Source organism: Corynebacterium occultum (assembly GCF_009734425.1).
Lineage (GTDB): Bacteria > Actinomycetota > Actinomycetes > Mycobacteriales > Mycobacteriaceae > Corynebacterium > Corynebacterium occultum.
The window spans coordinates 781,450-798,307 of sequence record NZ_CP046455.1 but is presented as its reverse complement, the minus strand read 5'-3'; the positions used below and the strand labels follow the sequence as shown (position 1 = coordinate 798,307).

General features: G+C 61.7%; 17 protein-coding genes. 7 read left to right on the top strand and 10 right to left on the bottom strand.

All coding sequences use genetic code 11. The features are described 5' to 3' along the window. Positions 1 to 10 precede the first annotated feature (10 nt). Complete coding sequence (locus COCCU_RS14920) at positions 11 to 184, bottom strand: excisionase family DNA-binding protein (protein WP_156230288.1); 174 nt, start codon at positions 182 to 184, stop codon at positions 11 to 13. A gap of 250 nt (positions 185 to 434) precedes the next feature. On the opposite strand from COCCU_RS14920, the gene COCCU_RS03765 reads away from it, so the two are divergent. The 3 genes from COCCU_RS03765 (at position 435) to COCCU_RS03755 (ending at position 3,203) form a co-directional block, all read left to right on the top strand. After that, positions 435 to 773 carry a helix-turn-helix domain-containing protein gene (locus COCCU_RS03765; RefSeq protein ID WP_156230287.1) on the top strand — a complete coding sequence of 113 codons (339 nt, stop codon included), beginning with the start codon at positions 435 to 437 and terminating at the stop codon, positions 771 to 773. Positions 774 to 786: 13 nt separating this feature from the next. Further along, a complete protein-coding gene (locus tag COCCU_RS03760; protein ID WP_197088427.1) occupies positions 787 to 1,893 on the top strand; it encodes a tyrosine-type recombinase/integrase in 1,107 nt (368 codons plus the stop codon). A gap of 389 nt (positions 1,894 to 2,282) precedes the next feature. Then, positions 2,283 to 3,203, top strand: coding sequence for a DUF1906 domain-containing protein (locus COCCU_RS03755; RefSeq protein ID WP_156230285.1), 921 nt, complete (start codon positions 2,283 to 2,285; stop codon positions 3,201 to 3,203). Between the two features lie 39 nt (positions 3,204 to 3,242). Here the strand turns inward: COCCU_RS03755 and COCCU_RS03750 are convergent, their stop codons facing one another. From COCCU_RS03750 to COCCU_RS03725, 6 genes are all read right to left on the bottom strand, one after another. Next, positions 3,243 to 4,130 (bottom strand): hypothetical protein, encoded by an 888-nt coding sequence (locus COCCU_RS03750; RefSeq protein WP_231598849.1) that lies wholly within the window; start codon positions 4,128 to 4,130, stop codon positions 3,243 to 3,245. An 84-nt stretch (positions 4,131 to 4,214) separates the two neighbouring features. Then, entirely contained in the window at positions 4,215 to 5,864 is a 1,650-nt protein-coding gene (locus COCCU_RS03745; protein WP_156230284.1) for a solute symporter family protein, read from the bottom strand. Between the two features lie 3 nt (positions 5,865 to 5,867). Beyond that, positions 5,868 to 6,215 (bottom strand): DUF485 domain-containing protein, encoded by a 348-nt coding sequence (locus tag COCCU_RS03740; RefSeq protein WP_407924152.1) that lies wholly within the window; start codon positions 6,213 to 6,215, stop codon positions 5,868 to 5,870. Between the two features lie 371 nt (positions 6,216 to 6,586). Then, positions 6,587 to 7,447 (bottom strand): aldo/keto reductase, encoded by an 861-nt coding sequence (locus COCCU_RS03735; RefSeq protein WP_156230283.1) that lies wholly within the window; start codon positions 7,445 to 7,447, stop codon positions 6,587 to 6,589. A gap of 40 nt (positions 7,448 to 7,487) precedes the next feature. Beyond that, positions 7,488 to 7,850, bottom strand: coding sequence for an FKBP-type peptidyl-prolyl cis-trans isomerase FkpA (fkpA, locus tag COCCU_RS03730; protein WP_156230282.1), 363 nt, complete (start codon positions 7,848 to 7,850; stop codon positions 7,488 to 7,490). Between the two features lie 158 nt (positions 7,851 to 8,008). After that, the gene (locus tag COCCU_RS03725) at positions 8,009 to 9,322 is read right to left on the bottom strand and encodes a citrate synthase (RefSeq protein WP_156230281.1); all 1,314 of its coding nucleotides are present in this window, start codon (positions 9,320 to 9,322) and stop codon (positions 8,009 to 8,011) included. A 527-nt stretch (positions 9,323 to 9,849) separates the two neighbouring features. On the opposite strand from COCCU_RS03725, the gene serC reads away from it, so the two are divergent. The 3 genes from serC (at position 9,850) to COCCU_RS03710 (ending at position 12,926) form a co-directional block, all read left to right on the top strand. Continuing rightward, a complete protein-coding gene (serC, locus tag COCCU_RS03720; RefSeq protein ID WP_156230280.1) occupies positions 9,850 to 10,989 on the top strand; it encodes a phosphoserine transaminase in 1,140 nt (379 codons plus the stop codon). 105 nt (positions 10,990 to 11,094) lie between these two features. Next, positions 11,095 to 12,012, top strand: coding sequence for a septation protein SepH (gene sepH / locus COCCU_RS03715; protein ID WP_156230279.1), 918 nt, complete (start codon positions 11,095 to 11,097; stop codon positions 12,010 to 12,012). Between the two features lie 14 nt (positions 12,013 to 12,026). Next, complete coding sequence (locus COCCU_RS03710; protein WP_231598848.1) at positions 12,027 to 12,926, top strand: DUF6928 family protein; 900 nt, start codon at positions 12,027 to 12,029, stop codon at positions 12,924 to 12,926. On the opposite strand, the gene COCCU_RS03705 is transcribed toward COCCU_RS03710, so the two are convergent. Together COCCU_RS03705 and COCCU_RS03700 are read right to left on the bottom strand one after the other, a co-directional pair. Continuing rightward, complete coding sequence (locus tag COCCU_RS03705) at positions 12,923 to 13,762, bottom strand: TrmH family RNA methyltransferase (RefSeq protein ID WP_407924151.1); 840 nt, start codon at positions 13,760 to 13,762, stop codon at positions 12,923 to 12,925. The two genes, COCCU_RS03710 and COCCU_RS03705, sit on opposite strands and share 4 nt — an antisense overlap. A gap of 39 nt (positions 13,763 to 13,801) precedes the next feature. Continuing rightward, positions 13,802 to 15,265: an NCS2 family permease gene (locus tag COCCU_RS03700; RefSeq protein ID WP_156230277.1), complete on the bottom strand. Its 1,464-nt coding sequence runs from the start codon at positions 15,263 to 15,265 to the stop codon at positions 13,802 to 13,804. A gap of 211 nt (positions 15,266 to 15,476) precedes the next feature. On the opposite strand from COCCU_RS03700, the gene COCCU_RS03695 reads away from it, so the two are divergent. Continuing rightward, complete coding sequence (locus tag COCCU_RS03695; RefSeq protein WP_197088426.1) at positions 15,477 to 16,115, top strand: hypothetical protein; 639 nt, start codon at positions 15,477 to 15,479, stop codon at positions 16,113 to 16,115. A gap of 3 nt (positions 16,116 to 16,118) precedes the next feature. On the opposite strand, the gene COCCU_RS03690 is transcribed toward COCCU_RS03695, so the two are convergent. Continuing rightward, on the bottom strand, positions 16,119 to 16,844 hold the full coding sequence (locus tag COCCU_RS03690; protein ID WP_407924150.1) for a DUF3027 domain-containing protein: 726 nt from the start codon (positions 16,842 to 16,844) through the stop codon (positions 16,119 to 16,121). Positions 16,845 to 16,858 lie beyond the last annotated feature (14 nt).

Below are 16,858 nucleotides of genomic sequence, written 5' to 3'. Positions count from 1 at the left end.
CTGTCGCGTCTCATGCGGCCAACCCCTCCAGGTACTCGTCGGCCCACTCGCGGCGGATTCGGTAGGTCTGCCCGAGAAGCACTCCCTGAAGGTTCTTCCTACGCAGCTCTCGCCGGACATGTGACGGGGAGCATCGTAGATAGCTCGCCGCCTCGTCCGTTGTCAGCCAGGTGCCGTACTCCATCTATGCCCCTCCTCTAGAGAACCATTTAGCTCATCAGGTGCGCAGCCAGCTTCCCAACACGCTGGCCTGCCACAGATCACCATTGCATATCTAAGCGCACCACGTCAACCGTCTGACCTGCGGAAAGATATTCAAATGGAGAGCAATCTACTTGAATTTTTTCCCGCCCAATCCGGGGGACTAATTTTTCAAGTACCGGAAGAATTACTTGAATGTTGCGCAAGAGCGCATCGGACGCTACCGTGAGCACATGAAGTTCCGTGAATGGTTATCGAACGTCACCAAGGACAGCCAAGGCGAGATCGCCGAGAAGATCGGTGTATCCCGACGCACACTTCAAAATCAGATCTACCGGGGCCCTCGAATCGAAACTGTCATCGACATCTCGGAGGCTTACGACGTGAATCCGGTCAAAACCCTCATCGACCTAGGCTTCCTGAACCCCAAATGGGCGATCCCTTCAAGGGCTGACAGAGAGGCAGCTTTGGGGTCAGCCACGGCGGAAGAGCTGGCCACTGAGGTCACTCGCCGACTACGGGCCGCAGAAGCAACTGATGAAAATTCCCCCGACAAACCCCCTACTCATTAGAGGAGATCACCCCATGGCATCAATCCAAAAGTACCCAGCAAAAAAGGCCAAAAAAGGCTACATGTGGCGAGTTCAATACGCTGGCCCTGACGGTGTCGGTCGAACCAAACAGGGATTCCGAACGAAGGATGAGGCCCAAGCATGGGCAGACAGCAACGCTGTCTCTGCCAGGACCGGCGAATGGATCAGGCCCGAGGACCAGCGCACCACAATCGCCGAGGTGTGGCTCCGGTGGAAAATCGCACGCGAGAAACAACTCACCGTGTCCTCGTGGCGCAGCATGGAAGCGGCTTGGCGCAATCATGTGGAGCCGGTGTGGGGACACAGGACCGTGGGGAGTGTCCATCCCGCCGAGGTTCAGGACTGGGTAGACCAACTCAACCTGTCAGCCTCCACTATTCATCGCGCCTTCAACCTCCTGAGGAACCTCTTCGATGACGCGGTTCGTCTTCGTCAATTGCGCACGAGCCCTTGCGCTGGGGTGCAGCTACCGTCCCGACAGCAGTCGAAGGACACGACACTTAATCAAGAACAAGTCAGTCTTCTCATCAAACAGACGAATCGCTACAAGTCCTTAGTGGCCTTCCTCGCCTACACGGGAGTGCGCTGGGGGGAAGCAGCCGCTTTGACTGTGGCCGACGTGGACCTCCAGAAGCAGCGGGCTGCCATCACAAAGTCAGCCTCCACTGTGGGAGGAAAGGTCATTGTCGGAGGAACAAAGACCGGCACCGCCAGGAGCGTCGCCATCCCAACACCAGTCATTCCCCACCTCAAGGAGGCGATGAAGGACAAACGCCCCACCGCTCTTCTATGGACTAATCGGAACGGCAGGCATGTGACAACCCCGAGCCGCCGCTCCTGGTGGCACTCTGCGGTCGATGCCTGCAAAGAGATCGACGGCTCTTTCCCCGATGTCACCCCCCACGATCTCCGCCATGCTGCTGCCTCAGTGCTTCACTCTGCCGGTGCCAATGTCCTGGTAATCCAGCGCCAGTTGGGCCACAGTTCAGCGAAGATGACCCTCGATAAATACAGTCATCTTTTCGACTCCGACCTCGACGCCATAGTGGATGCTTTCCCCCAGGATCGTGGAAAGGTCGTGGAAAGCGAGGTAAATTGACGATAACTGCAGGTAAACAGTAGAACGTCAGAGGTTCGATTCCTCTCTGGGGCACCACAGAAACACCCCCCTGAACAGCCACGATGAAGTGGAAGGTCAGGGGGTTGCTTCATTTCTCATTCACCGTGACACACGAATTCCCCCACACAATGGTTGGCTCTCTCCCCCGGGATCCCAGAAGAGCCTGTAGATATTCTTTCCCCAATCAAGCCCGCATTCACCCAGTTGGGTGATACTTTCAGGTGCTTTATCCTGAAAAAGTGTGTCCACATTCATCTGGTAGAAGCATAAGGCTATTGCTAACGTGACTCCTGTTGCATTTTTTCAGGTGCATTTCGCATGGCTCACCCTCCGGGGTGAGCGGTTGAACCCCTAAGGAAGTCACTCGGATGACCACATCGCCCTTCAATGCCCCCATCAGCCGCCGGACGCTCTTCCGGGCGGCTGCCGTCGCGGTGACCGCAGGTGTCGCCGTCCAGGCCGCCCCCAAGGCCTTCGCCCTGGGACCGGTGCTCGGTACCGTAATCGACTACGCCGCCGGGGTTCCCAGCGCCCAGTCGATCAAGAATGCCGGCCACCTGGGTGCGGTCCGCTATGTCTCGGATCGTCGGCCGGGCACGGAGAGCTGGATGGTGGGCAAGCCGGTGACTCTGCGGGAGACTCAGGCATTCGCTGCCCTGGGTCTGCAGACCGCCAGCGTCTACCAGTTCGGTAAGGCAGAGACCGCTGATTGGAAGCGGGGCGCCGCCGGTGCCGCCATCCATGCACCGAAGGCCATTGCCCTGCATGTGGCTGCCGGTGGTCCCACCAATCGGCCGATCTACGTTGCCATCGATGACAACCCCAGCCTGAGCGAATTCAACGGGCAGATCAGCCCCTACCTCCGGGCTTTCGAGGTGGCGCTGCACGCGGCCGGCTACCAGATGGGCATCTACGGCAACTACAACGTAGTCCAGTGGGCCACCGAAGATGGCCTGGGTGAGTTCTTCTGGATGCACAACTGGGGTTCTGGCGGAAAGATCCACCCGCGTACCACCATCCACCAGATCCGTATCGACAAGGACACCCTGGATGGCGTGGGCATTGACATCAACAATGTCTACGCCGCTGATTGGGGCCAGTGGACCCCGGGTGTGGCGCTTCCCTCCATCCCGGGCAACTCCGGTGGTTCCAACTCCGACTATGTGAACCCGGGTACCACTCCCCCGCCGGCGGCTGGTTCCTCCCTGCCGGCAGCTGGTCAGGCTCCCACCGCGGAGCAGATCAACCAGGGAGCCCAGCTGTTGAACGTGCTTTCCAGCATGGGTTAGTCCCACCACGGTCGAACCCTCAGTTCAAGGATCTGCCCATCAGTTCTTCTCGGGCAGGTCCTTTAATTGATTCTCCACCAGCGAGGTCAGGTCTTCCGCTGATCCCGTCACGGCGGCGGCGACCACGAAATCTTCGCCGAAGGAGACTGAGGAGTGCAGCTCGAGGTCATCGGACCAGCCCCATTTGCTGCCGATGACCCCGGGCAGCACCGCTGTGCCGAAGTTCTGTTCATAACCGTCGGAGGCCACCTCATCAGACTTGGACATGGCCACCAGAATGGGGTGGGTGGGGTCCTCCTCCAGCAACGCCGCGATGAAGGTCACCACATCATAGGTGGAGGTGAGACTGTAGCCCCAGCGCTCATTGGAACGGGTGGACAACAACTCATATTCCGCCGCGGTCTCATCGATGGCTTCCGGATATTTCCGGTGGAGTTCCTCTGCCGTTTCATCGCTGGATGAGCTGATCATGTCCAGGGCGGCAAAGCGTTCCGCTGTGGTGCCGTTCTTGAGCACGTAGTCCGCCAGGTAGAGCTTTATCAGGCTCAGCGCAGGTCGGGCGAAACGTTCCGTGGCGGTGCCCGCGTGATAGTCCTCGCTGAGGCTGATGTAGGTCACCTGGGAACCGGTGGTGTGCCGCAGGAATTCCTCGATGACATCCTCTTCATCAGCCTCACCTTCTTCAACGTCCCCCTCATCAGCCTCAGGAGCTCGGCTGAAGGACTCCGGCACCGAAAGCGTGGCCCGGGTCGGGGGCAGTCCGCCCGGCCTTTCAGATTGGCTCTGGACAGAAGAATTCCCGCCGCCGAAATATACGACGAAGGGAATGGAGGAGAGGGCGATTAGAGCGATCAGGGTGAAGAGAACCCCCCAGGGGCGGATTTTTTTCCGCTTTGTGGCTCTCACCGCCGCGGGTGAGGGTGTCATGCCCCAAATACTAGTACCGCCCCAGTGCGCGGCACTGGGGCGGTACTGTGTAAATCTTCTGGTGTGGACTTTTAGCCGGAGATCTTAGTGATCGACCGCAGCTTCAACGCCGACGCCGGTGAGGGAGCGAACCTCCATCTCAGCCTGGAGTTCTTCCATGTTATCCGGCTTGCCGAGGTAGGTACCGACGATACCGGCCAGGAAAGCCAGCGGGATGGAAACCAGACCCGGGCTGGTCAGCGGGAAGATCGCCCAGTCGGCACCCGGAACCATGGCGGTATCGGTTCCGGAGACTGCCGGGGAGAAGAAGATCAGGACCAGCGCGGAGATCAGGCCGGTGTACATGGAGGCCACTGCGCCGACGGTGTTGAACTTCTTCCAGTACAGGGAGTACAGGATGGTCGGCAGGTTCGCCGAAGCTGCGATGGCGAAGGCCAGGGAGACCAGGAAGGCGACGTTCTGCTGCATCGCGAGGATGCCCAGGACAATGGAGACGACACCGATGACGATCACGGTGATACGGGAAACCTTGACCTGCTCCGCTTCGGTGGACTCACCGTTACGGAAGACCGCGTCGTAGATGTCATGGCCGACCGCCGCAGAGGCGGTGATGGACAGTCCGGCGACCACGGCAAGCACCGTGGCGAAGGCGACCGCCGAGATCAGTGCCATGAAGATCGGGCCACCGAGCTCGAGAGCCAGCAGCGGCGCGGCAGCGTTGGCGCCACCCGGTGCAGCGAGGATACGGTCCGGGCCGACCAGTGCAGCAGCTGCGTAACCCAGCACCAGGGTCATCAGGTAGAAGGCGCCGATGAGGATGATGGCCCAGACCACGGACTTACGGGCCTCACGGGCGGTGGGCACGGTGTAGAAGCGCATCAGGACGTGCGGCAGACCCGCGGTGCCCAGCACCAGGGACAGGCCCAGGGAGACGAAGTCCAGCTGGGAAGCCAGGTCGCCACCGTACTTCAGGCCCGGGTTGAGGATGTCAATGGCCTCATAGCCCTTGTCTGCCAGGGTGGCGGAGCTGGCATGCATGGCGACAGCCTCGTCCAGCAGAGTGTTGAAGCCGCCCTTGATGGCGACGAAGGACCAGACGGTCATGACGGCGACACCGGCGACCAGCAGCACAGCCTTGATCATCTGGACGTAGGTGGTGCCCTTCATGCCGCCGATGAGGACGTAGGCGATCATGACGACACCGACGACGGCGATGACGAGTGCCTGGGAGCCGAAGGAGTGCAGATCCAGCAGGACGGAGACCAGGGAACCTGCACCGGCCATCTGAGCGATCAGGTAGAAGAGGGTCACGAAGAGGGTGCCGAAGGCAGCGGCAATTCGGACCGGCTTCTGGCGCAGGCGGAAGGAGAGCACGTCCGCCATGGTGAAGCGGCCGACGTTACGCAGCGGCTCAGCGACCAGCAGCAGGGCCACCAGCCAGGCGACGAAGAAGCCCACGGAGTAGAGGAAGCCATCGTAACCACTCAGGGCGATGGAGCCGACGATACCGAGGAAGGATGCCGCAGAAAGGTAGTCACCTGCGATGGCGAGACCATTCTGGGTACCGGAGAAGGAGGCACCACCGGTGTAGAAGTCGGAGGACTCCTTGGTGGTCTTGCCGGCGCGGAGCACCACGGTCATGGTGACCACGATGAAGACCACGAAAACCGAGATGTTGAGGATCGGGTTACCGGTGGATGGCGCTTCCTGCGCCAGGTAAAGGGTGCTGTTCATCTTCTATGCACGACCTTCCATTGCTTCCCGGATGGCCGTCTGACGCGGTTCCAGGTTCTTGTTGGCGAAACGGATGTAAATCCAGGTGATCAGGAAGGTCGTGACGAACTGCGCCAGACCAAGCAGCAGGCCGACATTGAAGCCCGGGATGAGCTCCACCGACATTGCCTCGGGAAGGAAGGTGGCAACCACAACATAGGCGATGTACCAGACAAAAAATGCTATGGAAGTGGGGAATGCAAAGCCCCGGAACTTGGACCGGAGGGCCTGGAACTCAGGGCTTTTCTGCATCGCCACAAAATCTGCGGCGGTTGGCTCACGCCGTTGTTGAATCGGAGGTGTCGCGCTCACGGCTGCTCATCTCACTTTCTTTACCGCTGAATGACGGTCTTTAGAAGACATAGAAGGTGACCACCCAATGTGGGTGCCGTCACAATCCTTGTTGCAAACTTAAGTTACCCAACTCACATTGCAATGAGTAAGCGCAATTGGCTACTTTCTTGAATTTTCATAATAATCTACCCCCGAGAATCTCTTTCACCAGCAGATTTAAGACAAATGACATCACCCCCACAATGTTCAAAAAGGAAGTTTTGCAAATTCTGCAAAGTCTGTCATTACAGGATTCACTAGCTTCACTAGATGTCTTCACAAAACAAAACCGGGTAAGAAGGGTGAGTTAACATCTTCTTACCCGGCCACTGGGGACCTCAGGACCGCGACTAGACCTCACCCGGATAGGTCAGCGGATCCCCGAAAACGCGACCGAAACCGCGCATCTCATCAAGGGCGTTGATCTGCTTGAGCTGCCCCGTGGAAAGCTCGAAATCGAAGAGCTGGATGTTCTCCTGCAACCGGGACCGCGAGGCGGTCTTGGGCACCACGGAAATACCCTGCTGGGTCGCCCAACGCAGGATGACCTGGGCGGGTGAGCGCCCCACCTGATCGGCGATATCAGAGATCAGGGGGTTCATCAGCAGCAGCCCCCGCCCCAGGGGGGACCAGGCTTCGCTGAGGATCCCCAGTTCCTCATGCACCTTGCGCAGGGGCGCCTGGGAGTATCCGGGGTGCAGCTCGACCTGGTTCAGGGCCGGTACGACCCCGGTCTTGGACACCACTTCGCGGAGCACCTCTTCATAGAAGTTGGCTACGCCGATGGACTGCACGGTGCCCAGTCCCTGAATCTTGGCGATTGCCTCGAAGGTTTCCACATACAACCCGCGCTGGGGCCAGGGCCAGTGGATGAGATAGAGGTCCAGATAGTCCAGCCCCAGTCGACTGAGGGAGGCGTGGAAGGCCCGTGAGGCGGCTTCCGATCCGTGGTCCTCATTGCGGACCTTCGAGGTGATGAAAAGTTCATCCCGGGTCACATCGCCGGCCGCGATGGCCTCGGCGATCCCCCGCCCGATCTCGGACTCATTCCCGTACATGGCGGCGGTGTCGAAGTGCCGGTAGCCCGCGTCAATTGCTTCGCGGACCACCCGCACTGCATCCTCGCCGGTGATCTTCCAGGTGCCGAGGCCGATCTGCGGCATCTCGGTCCCGTCATTCAGAGTGAAGGTGGGTACCACTACTTGGTTCATGCCCTTATTCAACACCACAAAGCTGCTTTCAGTAGCCCGATCAGCTACCGACACCGATCAGATCGATGATGAAGACCAGGGTGCGACCGGACAGGGGGTGTCCGCCACCAGCCGGGCCGTAGGCTGCCTCCGGAGGGACGGTGAGCTGACGACGTCCGCCGACCTTCATGCCCGGGATCCCCTCCTGCCAGCCTGCGATCAGACCGTTCAGCGGGAACTGGGCGCTCTCGCCCCGGTCCCAGGATGAGTCGAATTCCTGGCCGGTCTCGTAGTCGACACCGACGTAGTGGACCTCAACCAGCCCGCCTGGCTGGACCGCGTCCCCCTCGCCCTCAATGAGATCGACAATGACGAGGTCTTCCGGTGCCGGACCGGCGGGGATTTCAATCTGCGGCTTTTCCATGAGGATCAGAACTCCTTGGATTTCTCAGGTAGTGCGTATGATTCCGGACCGGGACAGAAAACGGGCCGGATACTTCACCTGCCATTATAAGTGGCTGGTGTCGCATCCGACCCGTCAGGCACGCCGTTGACTGGCGGCCACCCTCTTAATGGGAGGGATTAGCGCTGTTCACGGGGAACGAAGCTGCGCAGAGTCTCGCCGGTGTAGATCTGGCGCGGGCGGTTGATCTTGGTGTTCATCTGCAGCTGCTCGCGGAAGTGGGCGATCCAGCCCGGCAGGCGGCCGATTGCGAAGAGAACGGTGAAGAAATCAGTGGGGAAGCCCATGGCGCGGTAGATCAGGCCGGTGTAGAAGTCCACGTTCGGGTAGAGCTTGCGCTGGATGAAGTAGTCATCAGCCAGGGCGATCTCCTCAAGCTTCATGGCCAGGTCCAGCAGCTCATCGCCACCGAGGTGTGCGAGCACCTCATGTGCGGTCTCCTTGACGATCTGCGCACGCGGGTCATAGTTCTTGTAGACGCGGTGGCCGAAGCCCATCAGGCGGACGCCGTCAACCTTGTTCTTGACCTTGTCCATGAACTCGGTGGCGTCACCGCCGTGGTTGTTCTGGATGTCCTCGAGCATTTCCAGAACAGCCTGGTTGGCGCCACCGTGCAGCGGGCCGGACAGGGCGTTGATGCCACCGGCGACGGAGGCGAACATGTTGGCCTGTGCGGAACCGATCATGCGCACGGTGGAGGTGGAGCAGTTCTGCTCGTGATCAGCATGCAGGATCAGCAGCTTATCCAGGGCCTTGACCAGGATCGGGTCGATCTCGTAGGGCTCGGTCGGGTAGCCGAACATCATGCGCAGGAAGTTCTCGCGGGCGTTCAGCGAGTTATCCGGGTACATGTAGGGCTTGCCCTGGGAAGCGCGGTAGGCGTAGGCGGCCAGCATCGGTACCTTGGCCATCAGGCGTACGGTGGCCTTGTCCAGCTGCTCTTCGTTCAGCGGATCCAGCTGGCCCTGGTAGTAGGTCGAGAGGATGTTCACCGAGGAAGCCAGGACGGACATCGGGTGTGCGTTGCGCGGGAAGATGTTGAACTGGGACTTGAAGTCCTCATCCAGCAGGGTGTGGTGGCGGATCTCATCGTTGAACTTGTGCAGCTCATCGGTGGTCGGCAGCTCACCCTTGATCAGGAGGTAGGAAACCTCGTTGAAGGTGGCGTTTTCAGCCAGCTCAGCGATGTCGTAGCCGCGGTAGCGCAGGATGCCTTCATCGCCGTCGATGTAGGTGATCTTCGACTCGGTGGAGCCGGTGGACACATAACCCGGGTCGAAGGTGGTGAATCCGGTTTCGGAGAGCATCTTGCCCAGTTCGATACCAGAGCTACCTTCGGTGGCCTGCTTGATCTGCATCTCAAACTCACCACCGGGGTAGTGAAGGACGGCCTTGTCGTTGTTCTCGGAAGCCACAGTTTCCCTTTCAAACATCAGTTGTCAATTTATCCCGGGTCCCAGGATGCCCACCGCAAGGCGGGCCGCCATACCGCAGCCTGGCCACCACACCCCTGAGGGTGAGATGATCGCATCCACGCCGATCCCGCCGGGGAGTATAAGCCATATTTCAGCTAAGGCGACGCTACCACGGAATGGGGTGCGGGCTAGCTCCCCAGGTCGGCCTTTGCCAGCCCTGGGAACCCTAGGTAATCCCTATGGAATTATTACCTGCCCTTGAGACCGTGGAGCCCCGACGGTAACCAGCGTGTCACCGGCCTATTTCCGCCAACACCCGTGCCACTCGTCACAACCCATCGTGGGACACAGCACACTCTAGCAAATTTTGTAATGATTGCCACAACAATGTGGCCACATCCACAATCTCCCTCCCTATTGGGGTAGTCAGAGAGGTCACCCCCGTCACCGGGGAAAAGTCACCCATGGCTATCTATCTATCAACAGGTTTGGTTATGGTGGAAACGTCCAAATTGTGTGACCGTCGTGAAAGTGTGCAGGAGATTATGAGCGAGTCCTCCCAGTTCCCCACCCTCCCCGAAGAGCTGCTCCCGGCGGACGGCCGCTTCGGTTGTGGCCCCTCCAAGGTGCGCCCCGAACAGATCCAGGCCATCGTTGCAGGTGCTGAATCCGTTATCGGCACCTCTCACCGCCAGCCGGCGGTGAAGAACGTGGTCGGCTCCGTCCGCGAGGGCCTGTCCGACCTCTTCTCCCTGCCCGAGGGTTATGAGATTATCCTCTCGCTGGGTGGCGCCACCGCTTTCTGGGATGCCGCGACCTTCGGTCTGATCGAGCAGAAGTCCGGACACCTCTCCTTCGGTGAGTTCTCCTCCAAGTTCGCAAAGGCTGCGAAGCAGGCACCCTGGCTGGATGATCCCACCATCCTGGAAGCCCCGACCGGCGATGCCCCGGAGCCGACCGCCATTGAAGGCGCCGATCTGATCGGTTGGGCCCACAATGAAACCTCCACCGGCGCCATGGTTCCGGTTGTTCGCCCCGCAGGTTCTGAGGGTTCCCTGATCGCCATCGACGCCACCTCCGGCGCCGGCGGCCTGCCCGTCGACATCTCCCAGTCCGATGTCTACTATTTCTCCCCGCAGAAGTGCTTCGCCTCCGACGGTGGCCTGTGGTTGGCTGCGATGTCCCCGGCCGCGATCGAGCGCATCGAGAAGATCAAGGCTTCCGGCCGTTTCATCCCGGCTTTCCTGGATCTGCAGACCGCGGTGGATAACTCCCGCAAGAACCAGACCTACAACACCCCGGCCGTGTCCACCCTGCTGATGCTGGATGCCCAGGTCAAGTGGATGAACGAGAACGGTGGCCTGGACGGCATGGTCGCCCGCACCACCGCTTCCTCCAACACCCTCTACAACTGGGCTGAGCAGCGCGAGGAGGCTTCTCCTTATGTCACTGCCCCGAGCAAGCGTTCACTGGTCGTCGGCACCATCGACTTCGATGACACCATCGATGCCGCAGTCCTGGCCAAGATCCTGCGTGCCAACGGTATCCTGGATGTCGAACCCTACCGCAAGCTGGGCCGCAACCAGCTGCGCGTCGGCATGTTCCCGGCGATTGACACCGCCGACGTGGAGAAGCTGACCAAGGCCATCGATTTCGTTCTCGATGCTGGTCACGCCCGCGCCTAAGCTGGCCTGACCGCCTAACATGCGCCGCGACTTCACACGTCGCGGCGCTTTTCTGCGTTAGGGTTGCACTTATCAACACTTTGCCCATCCCCGAAGGAGAACGGCATGCGCGAGCTATTCCTCGTCAGCAGTGAATCGACGGATTCCTCCCTGGTCTTCCGGAGCACCGCAGACCCCTCGGAGGCCGCCGAGCAGTTCTTCCTGGCGGTCGACGAAAATCTGCGCGCTGTGCTCCTGGGTCAGGCGCCCCCCAATCCGGAACCCGGAGAGGACCCCGCCCTCGCCCCCGAACCGGAGGTCCGTACCCCGGTGATACCACCCACCGAACCCCGCCCAGCGCGCGTGGAAACCGATCCCCGAATCTCGGCGCCGATGACCATGCGTCCCCGGGAAATCCAGGATCGGGTGCGTGCGGGTGCCACCGCCGCTGAGCTGGCGGAGGAGATGGGTGTGACGGAGGCCCGGGTGGAACCTTTTGCCTACGCGGTTCTCTTGGAACGCGCCCAGGTGGCGGAGACCGCCAAGCGGGCGCATCCCGTGCGTGATGATGGCCCTGCCCGCCTCACTCTCTGGGAGGTGCTGGCCACCGCTTTCACCGCCCGGGGTAATGATCTTTCCCAGGCCACCTGGGATGCTTACCGGGATGCCTCCGGTCAATGGGTGATCCAGGTGTCCTGGCAGGCCGGGCACACCCAGAATGTGGCGGAGTGGACCTTCCAGAATCATGCCACCAGCTCCCCCACTGCGGTGGCCCGTAATGCGGTGGCCGCTGAGCTGACTGATCCGGATTTCGTTCAGCCGGTGCGTTCGCTTTCCTCGGTGGGTGGCAGCGGGATCCGTTATGTGGAGGAGTTCGGGGATGAGGAGGAGCCGGAGGAGAGTGTGACGGCTCCGGAGGAGGATGAGCTGCGTGAACCGGAGCCGGAGCAGGCTCCGGTGAAGCGGCGTCGTAAGGCGGTGACCCCGCACTGGGAGGATGTCCTCCTCGGGGTCCGGACCAACACCAAGCGTCCCAAGAACTAGCAGGGGCGCTGGCGATGATGGATTCCTGGGACCGGGCGGAAAATCCCCGTGGGACGGTGGTGACGTTGTGGTTTGTCACCGCCTCCTCCCCTGCTGAGGTGATCGCCGCGGAACCCCGGGCGGACCGTGGCTATGGCCGTAAACTGTTGGCCCAGATGAACCCCGCCTGGCCGATCAGCCCGATCGGGCAGTTCCCGCTGAACCGTTCCACCCCGGCTGCTGAGGGGGAATTCTATATTGCGGGTTTTCCGGGTGTCACGGTGATTCAGACGGTGGTGCCGGATCTGGAGTTGCTTTCCGAGCTCAGCCCCCGGTTACGCAATGCGGTGAAGGCCCCTGATGTCTATGCTTTCGCGTTGAATGAGGCGGCTGACTTCGGTGGTCTGGCGCATTGGCACCGCGGGGAGTTGAAGCGTTCGCTCTGTGCCAGGCCGATGGAGCTGCGGGAGGATCTGGGTCTGCCGGAGCCTTTTGAGAGTCCTTTCTGGGCGGGGGAACGGGGAACGCCGCGGGGAGGGATCTATCTTCCCTTTGATCCTCCGGATCTGGTGGTGGAGGCGCAGCGTAGTTGGCTGGGTTTTGAGGTCAGCCCGGCGGGCCCGGACATCAATGTGGTGGCCTATGCCGTGGATGGCCGTCCGGAGCCGAAGGTGCAGCCCCATCCCACGCAGCTGCGCCGTAGTGTCGGTGAGATCGCCAGTGCGGCCACTGCCCGCCTGGGTATCGGGGCCAGCCGGGGTGACTATGACGATTATGAAGAGCATGAGGAAAGCTCCTCCACCTCGGAGGAGCTGGCCCGGCTGGCGGGTGCCGCCGCCGGGGCGGCGAAGCGTGCGGGGCGGGGACTGCGTTCCCGGGCGCGGTCCCTGCGGGAGACGGTCGTCGATAAGCTGCGGCACACGGACCGCCCTTAACGCAGGGAGCGCTGTCTTTCGTAGAAGGCGATGGCCGCTGAGGTGGCCACGTTGAGGGAGTCGGTGTCCGGGGCCATGGGGATCCGGGCCCGGATATCGGTGGCCCGCATGGCGTGTTCGGTCAGGCCGGGGCCTTCCCCACCCACGAGCAGGGCGATCTTGTCCCAGGGCCGGCCCGCGGCGTCGACAAGCGCATCAGCGAGGTGGGCGGCGCTGGCATCAGGGGTCAGGGACACCAGGCGGAAGCCGGCCGCCCGGAGTTCCTCCAATTCGCGCTGCCAGGTGGTGTAGGTGCCGCCGAAATGGGCGAAGGGGGTGCGCAGGACATGTCCCATGGATACCCGCACCACGCGGCGGTAGAGGGGGTCCGCACAGCCGTTGCCGAAGAGCAGGGCATCCACGCCCATGCCGGCGGCGTTGCGGAAGAGGGAGCCGATGTTCTCGTGGTCACCCACGCCCTCGAGCACCACCACGGTGCGTGCGCTCTCCAGGATCTCCGCCACGGGGGTTTCCTCGACCCGCTCAGCGGCGGCGAGCAACCCGCGGTGCATGTCGAAACCGGCGACCTCGGCGAGGGTGGCACGGTCCACGGCATAGACCGGGGTCTCCCCCACTGCCGCCCGGTTCGCGGGTTCGGCGAGGAAGCTCTCCAATTTGGCGGGGAAGCCCACCAGGGCACGCACCGGGAAGCGGGAAGCGAAAAGCCGACCCACCACCAGGGGGCCTTCCGCGATCACCAGTCCTTTGCCACCCGGTAGATCGGGGCGGTTATCGGAGTGGTTGAGATTGCGGACATCGTCCAGGCGGGGGTCGGCGGGGTCTTCGATGCGGATCACACCCCCCATGCTAGAGGGCGGTGCTCCCAGGGCGGAAAATTAGCCCAGCAGAGCCATGATCGGGTCCATCGCGAAGTAGACGACGAAGAGGGCGGAGATCAGCCACATGATCCAGTGGACCTCGCGGATCTTGCCGGCGGCGACGGTCATCAGGGTGAAGGCGATGAAACCGACGCCGATGCCGTTGGCGATGGAGTAGGTCATCGGCATGACCACGATGGTCAGGAAGGCGGGCAGGGCGATGTGGAACTTGGAGAAGTCGATGTCGATGACCTGGGCCATCATCATGGCACCCACGATGACCAGGACCGGGGCGGCGGCCTCGATGGGGACGACCTCATAGAGCGGGGTCAGGAACATCGCCAGCAGGAAGAGGACACCGGTGACGATATTGGCCAGACCGGTGCGGGCACCATCCCCGACACCGGCGGCGGAGTCCGCGAAGACGGTGGCAGAAGACGATGAGGTGACACCACCGACGATGGCGCCGGCACCCTCAACCACCAGGGACTTCTTCATGTCGGGCAGCTCATTGTTCTCATCGACCAGGTTGCCCTGCTTGCCCAGGGCGGTCATGGTTCCCATGGCGTCGAAGAAGTTGGCCAACACCAGGGTGAACACCAGCATGGTGGCGGCGACGACGCCGATGCGGGTGAAGGCACCGAAGAGGTTGACATCACCGACGATGGACAGGTCAGGCAGACCACCGAAGGAGGTGGGCAGCGCCGGAACCGCCAGGGACCAGCCGCCCGGGTTCTCCGCGGAGGAACCTGCCCCGACGACGGCCTCGACGATCATGGCGATGATGGTGGTGGCGAGGATGCCGATGAAGAGTCCACCGCGGATCTTGCGGACGACCATGGTGCCGCAGATGATCAGACCGATGATGAAGACCAGGGTGGGCCAGGCGTTGATGGATCCGCCGTCACCCAGCTGCACCGGGACGGTGGTCATCGCGGCATCCGGGACGCGGGTGACAAACCCTGCGTCGACCAGACCGATCATGGCGATGAACATGCCGATGCCCACACCGATGGAGGCCTTCATGGCCGGTGGGATGGCACGGAAGACGGCGGTTCGAAAACCGGAGACCGCCAGAATGACGATGACGATGCCATCCAGGACCACCAGGCCCATGGCTTCCGGCCAGGTCAGGCCTTCACCGGCGACCAGGGTCACCGCGACCAGGGTGTTCAGTCCCAGGCCGGTGGCGATACCGAAGGGATAGCGGGCGATCAGGCCGAAGGCGATGGTCATCACGCCGGCGGCCAGGGCCGTGGCGGCGGCGACCTGGGGGATGCCCAGGGTGTTGCCGGCACTGTCCTCAGCGGTGCCGAGGATCAGGGGGTTCAGAATCACGATGTAGGCCATCGCGAAGAAGGTCACGACACCGGCACGGACCTCAGTGCCGAGCGTGGAACCCCGTTCCGAGATTTTAAAGTAACGGTCAAGCGCGCCACCCGATGGTTTGGCAGCGGTTGATTCGTCCAGGCGTTGGGTCATCCGGAGATCTCCATATCAATAATGAACTGGTAATTCACCGTCTAAGAGTCCCACTCACACCCCCGTTTCTCAAAAAAATTCAGCACATTACTGAGCAAAATCACAGGTGGTGCTACCTTGAGAATTCCAGTTCAAGAGGGAAGTTGTGATGGTTACCTTTGATTTTACGGTTAAGGACCGCCGGGTCGCCCACTTCGAGACGCTCCTAGCGATGTTGCATCGACAAGAAGACTTTAGCCCAGCCCAGGAAGAAGAGCTGATTGAAAAGCTCCGCGCCTCCGGGCCCGGTGTACATCGCGTTGTGCTGACGTCCCGACCGGGCACCTTCACGGTGGATCTTCGCCCCATGGAAGACCGGGGCAGTGAGATCATCATGGATGCCGCCGGCACCCCGGATCAGCGCCAGCATCCCCACCAGCCGGGTGGGGACCGCGGTTGGATCCTCACCCAGCTCTCCCGGATCCGACGGGGCGGGGCCGGGGATTCGGTGCTGCTGGATGAGTCTGGGCAGATCATCTCCACCATCACCGCCCCCCTGGTGTTGCTCGAGGGCGCCAATGTGCATGTCAGCGATCACCCACTCCTCACCCCTTCACTGATGCTGGATGAGGTGGTGGCCCATCTGCTGGAGCATGGTCTGCAGCTGATCCATTACCCGGCCGGCTTCACCATGCCGCCACTGCGGCGCGGGGAGGTCTGGGTGCTCAACCCGCTGAGTGGACTCTGCAAGGTCTCCGGCTGGCTGGAGTACGGCTCCATCGTGACTCCCCGACCGCTGCCCCAGCGGATTCCGCCGACCCACCTGGAGGTGGAGGCCTGGCGCTGGGAGCAGGCCACCGATCTGAGTTAAAAGCTAGTAGTCGACGGGGAGCTCATCGTCGAAGGCGCTCGGTGGCTCCTCCCCCTGGCTCGGGGTGGGCGGGGTTTCGGAGTGGGCGCCGCAGCCATAGGTGGCGTGCACCAGGTGACCATCGGCGGAATATTCATTGGCACAGACCCCGAAGTTCTCCCCGATGGCTCCCTCCACCTTGAGGTAGAAGGCGCAGCTACGGCAGTGCAGGGCGGCTTTCTCCGCAAATTCGGAGGTGGGGCCATAGTCCCCGGTGTGCCAGCGGTGGCGGGCCTCCTCCAGGCCATGGCGGCTGATCCGGTAGCGCCCCTCAACCTTGTCCAGGCGTTCATCGCCGGGCATCGGCGGCATGAGGTCTCCGGGGCCGAGATCACCCGGGCGGACTCTTTCCTCATAGGGCACCCAATCAGGTGCCTGCAGCGCCTCGTGGGCGGGCACCAGGGCTACTTCATTGACGGTGACGTGGCGGGAACCTTCGGCACAGGCCAGCACGGCATTCCATTCCCAGCCGTGATAGCCGGGGACTGCTGCCTGGAAACGGTGGGTGGCCACATTAGGGCCCAACATCGACACTCCGATGTGTTCTCCGACCTCACCATCGCCGAGTTCCTCCAGCGAGCCTCTCGCGACCTGGATGGCGCGGGCGTCGAGAAGCGGGTTGGTGTTTTTCCTTCGGGGATTACGTTGACGTTGACGGGACACGCCCCTATTATCCATGTCCTGCGGCATTATGGTTAACATGC

Coding starts and splice junctions, on each gene's coding strand:
- COCCU_RS03765 (WP_156230287.1), top strand. CDS start 435: ATGAAGTTCCGTGAATGGTTATCGAACGTCACCAAGGACAGCCAAGGC.
- COCCU_RS03700 (WP_156230277.1), bottom strand. CDS start 15,265: ATGACCCAACGCCTGGACGAATCAACCGCTGCCAAACCATCGGGTGGC.
- COCCU_RS03735 (WP_156230283.1), bottom strand. CDS start 7,447: ATGAACCAAGTAGTGGTACCCACCTTCACTCTGAATGACGGGACCGAG.
- COCCU_RS03725 (WP_156230281.1), bottom strand. CDS start 9,322: ATGTTTGAAAGGGAAACTGTGGCTTCCGAGAACAACGACAAGGCCGTC.
- COCCU_RS03695 (WP_197088426.1), top strand. CDS start 15,477: ATGTTGCATCGACAAGAAGACTTTAGCCCAGCCCAGGAAGAAGAGCTG.
- COCCU_RS14920 (WP_156230288.1), bottom strand. CDS start 184: ATGGAGTACGGCACCTGGCTGACAACGGACGAGGCGGCGAGCTATCTA.
- serC (WP_156230280.1), top strand. CDS start 9,850: ATGAGCGAGTCCTCCCAGTTCCCCACCCTCCCCGAAGAGCTGCTCCCG.
- fkpA (WP_156230282.1), bottom strand. CDS start 7,850: ATGGAAAAGCCGCAGATTGAAATCCCCGCCGGTCCGGCACCGGAAGAC.
- COCCU_RS03750 (WP_231598849.1), bottom strand. CDS start 4,130: ATGACACCCTCACCCGCGGCGGTGAGAGCCACAAAGCGGAAAAAAATC.
- COCCU_RS03745 (WP_156230284.1), bottom strand. CDS start 5,864: ATGAACAGCACCCTTTACCTGGCGCAGGAAGCGCCATCCACCGGTAAC.
- COCCU_RS03690 (WP_407924150.1), bottom strand. CDS start 16,844: ATGCCGCAGGACATGGATAATAGGGGCGTGTCCCGTCAACGTCAACGT.
- COCCU_RS03760 (WP_197088427.1), top strand. CDS start 787: ATGGCATCAATCCAAAAGTACCCAGCAAAAAAGGCCAAAAAAGGCTAC.
- sepH (WP_156230279.1), top strand. CDS start 11,095: ATGCGCGAGCTATTCCTCGTCAGCAGTGAATCGACGGATTCCTCCCTG.
- COCCU_RS03755 (WP_156230285.1), top strand. CDS start 2,283: ATGACCACATCGCCCTTCAATGCCCCCATCAGCCGCCGGACGCTCTTC.
- COCCU_RS03710 (WP_231598848.1), top strand. CDS start 12,027: ATGATGGATTCCTGGGACCGGGCGGAAAATCCCCGTGGGACGGTGGTG.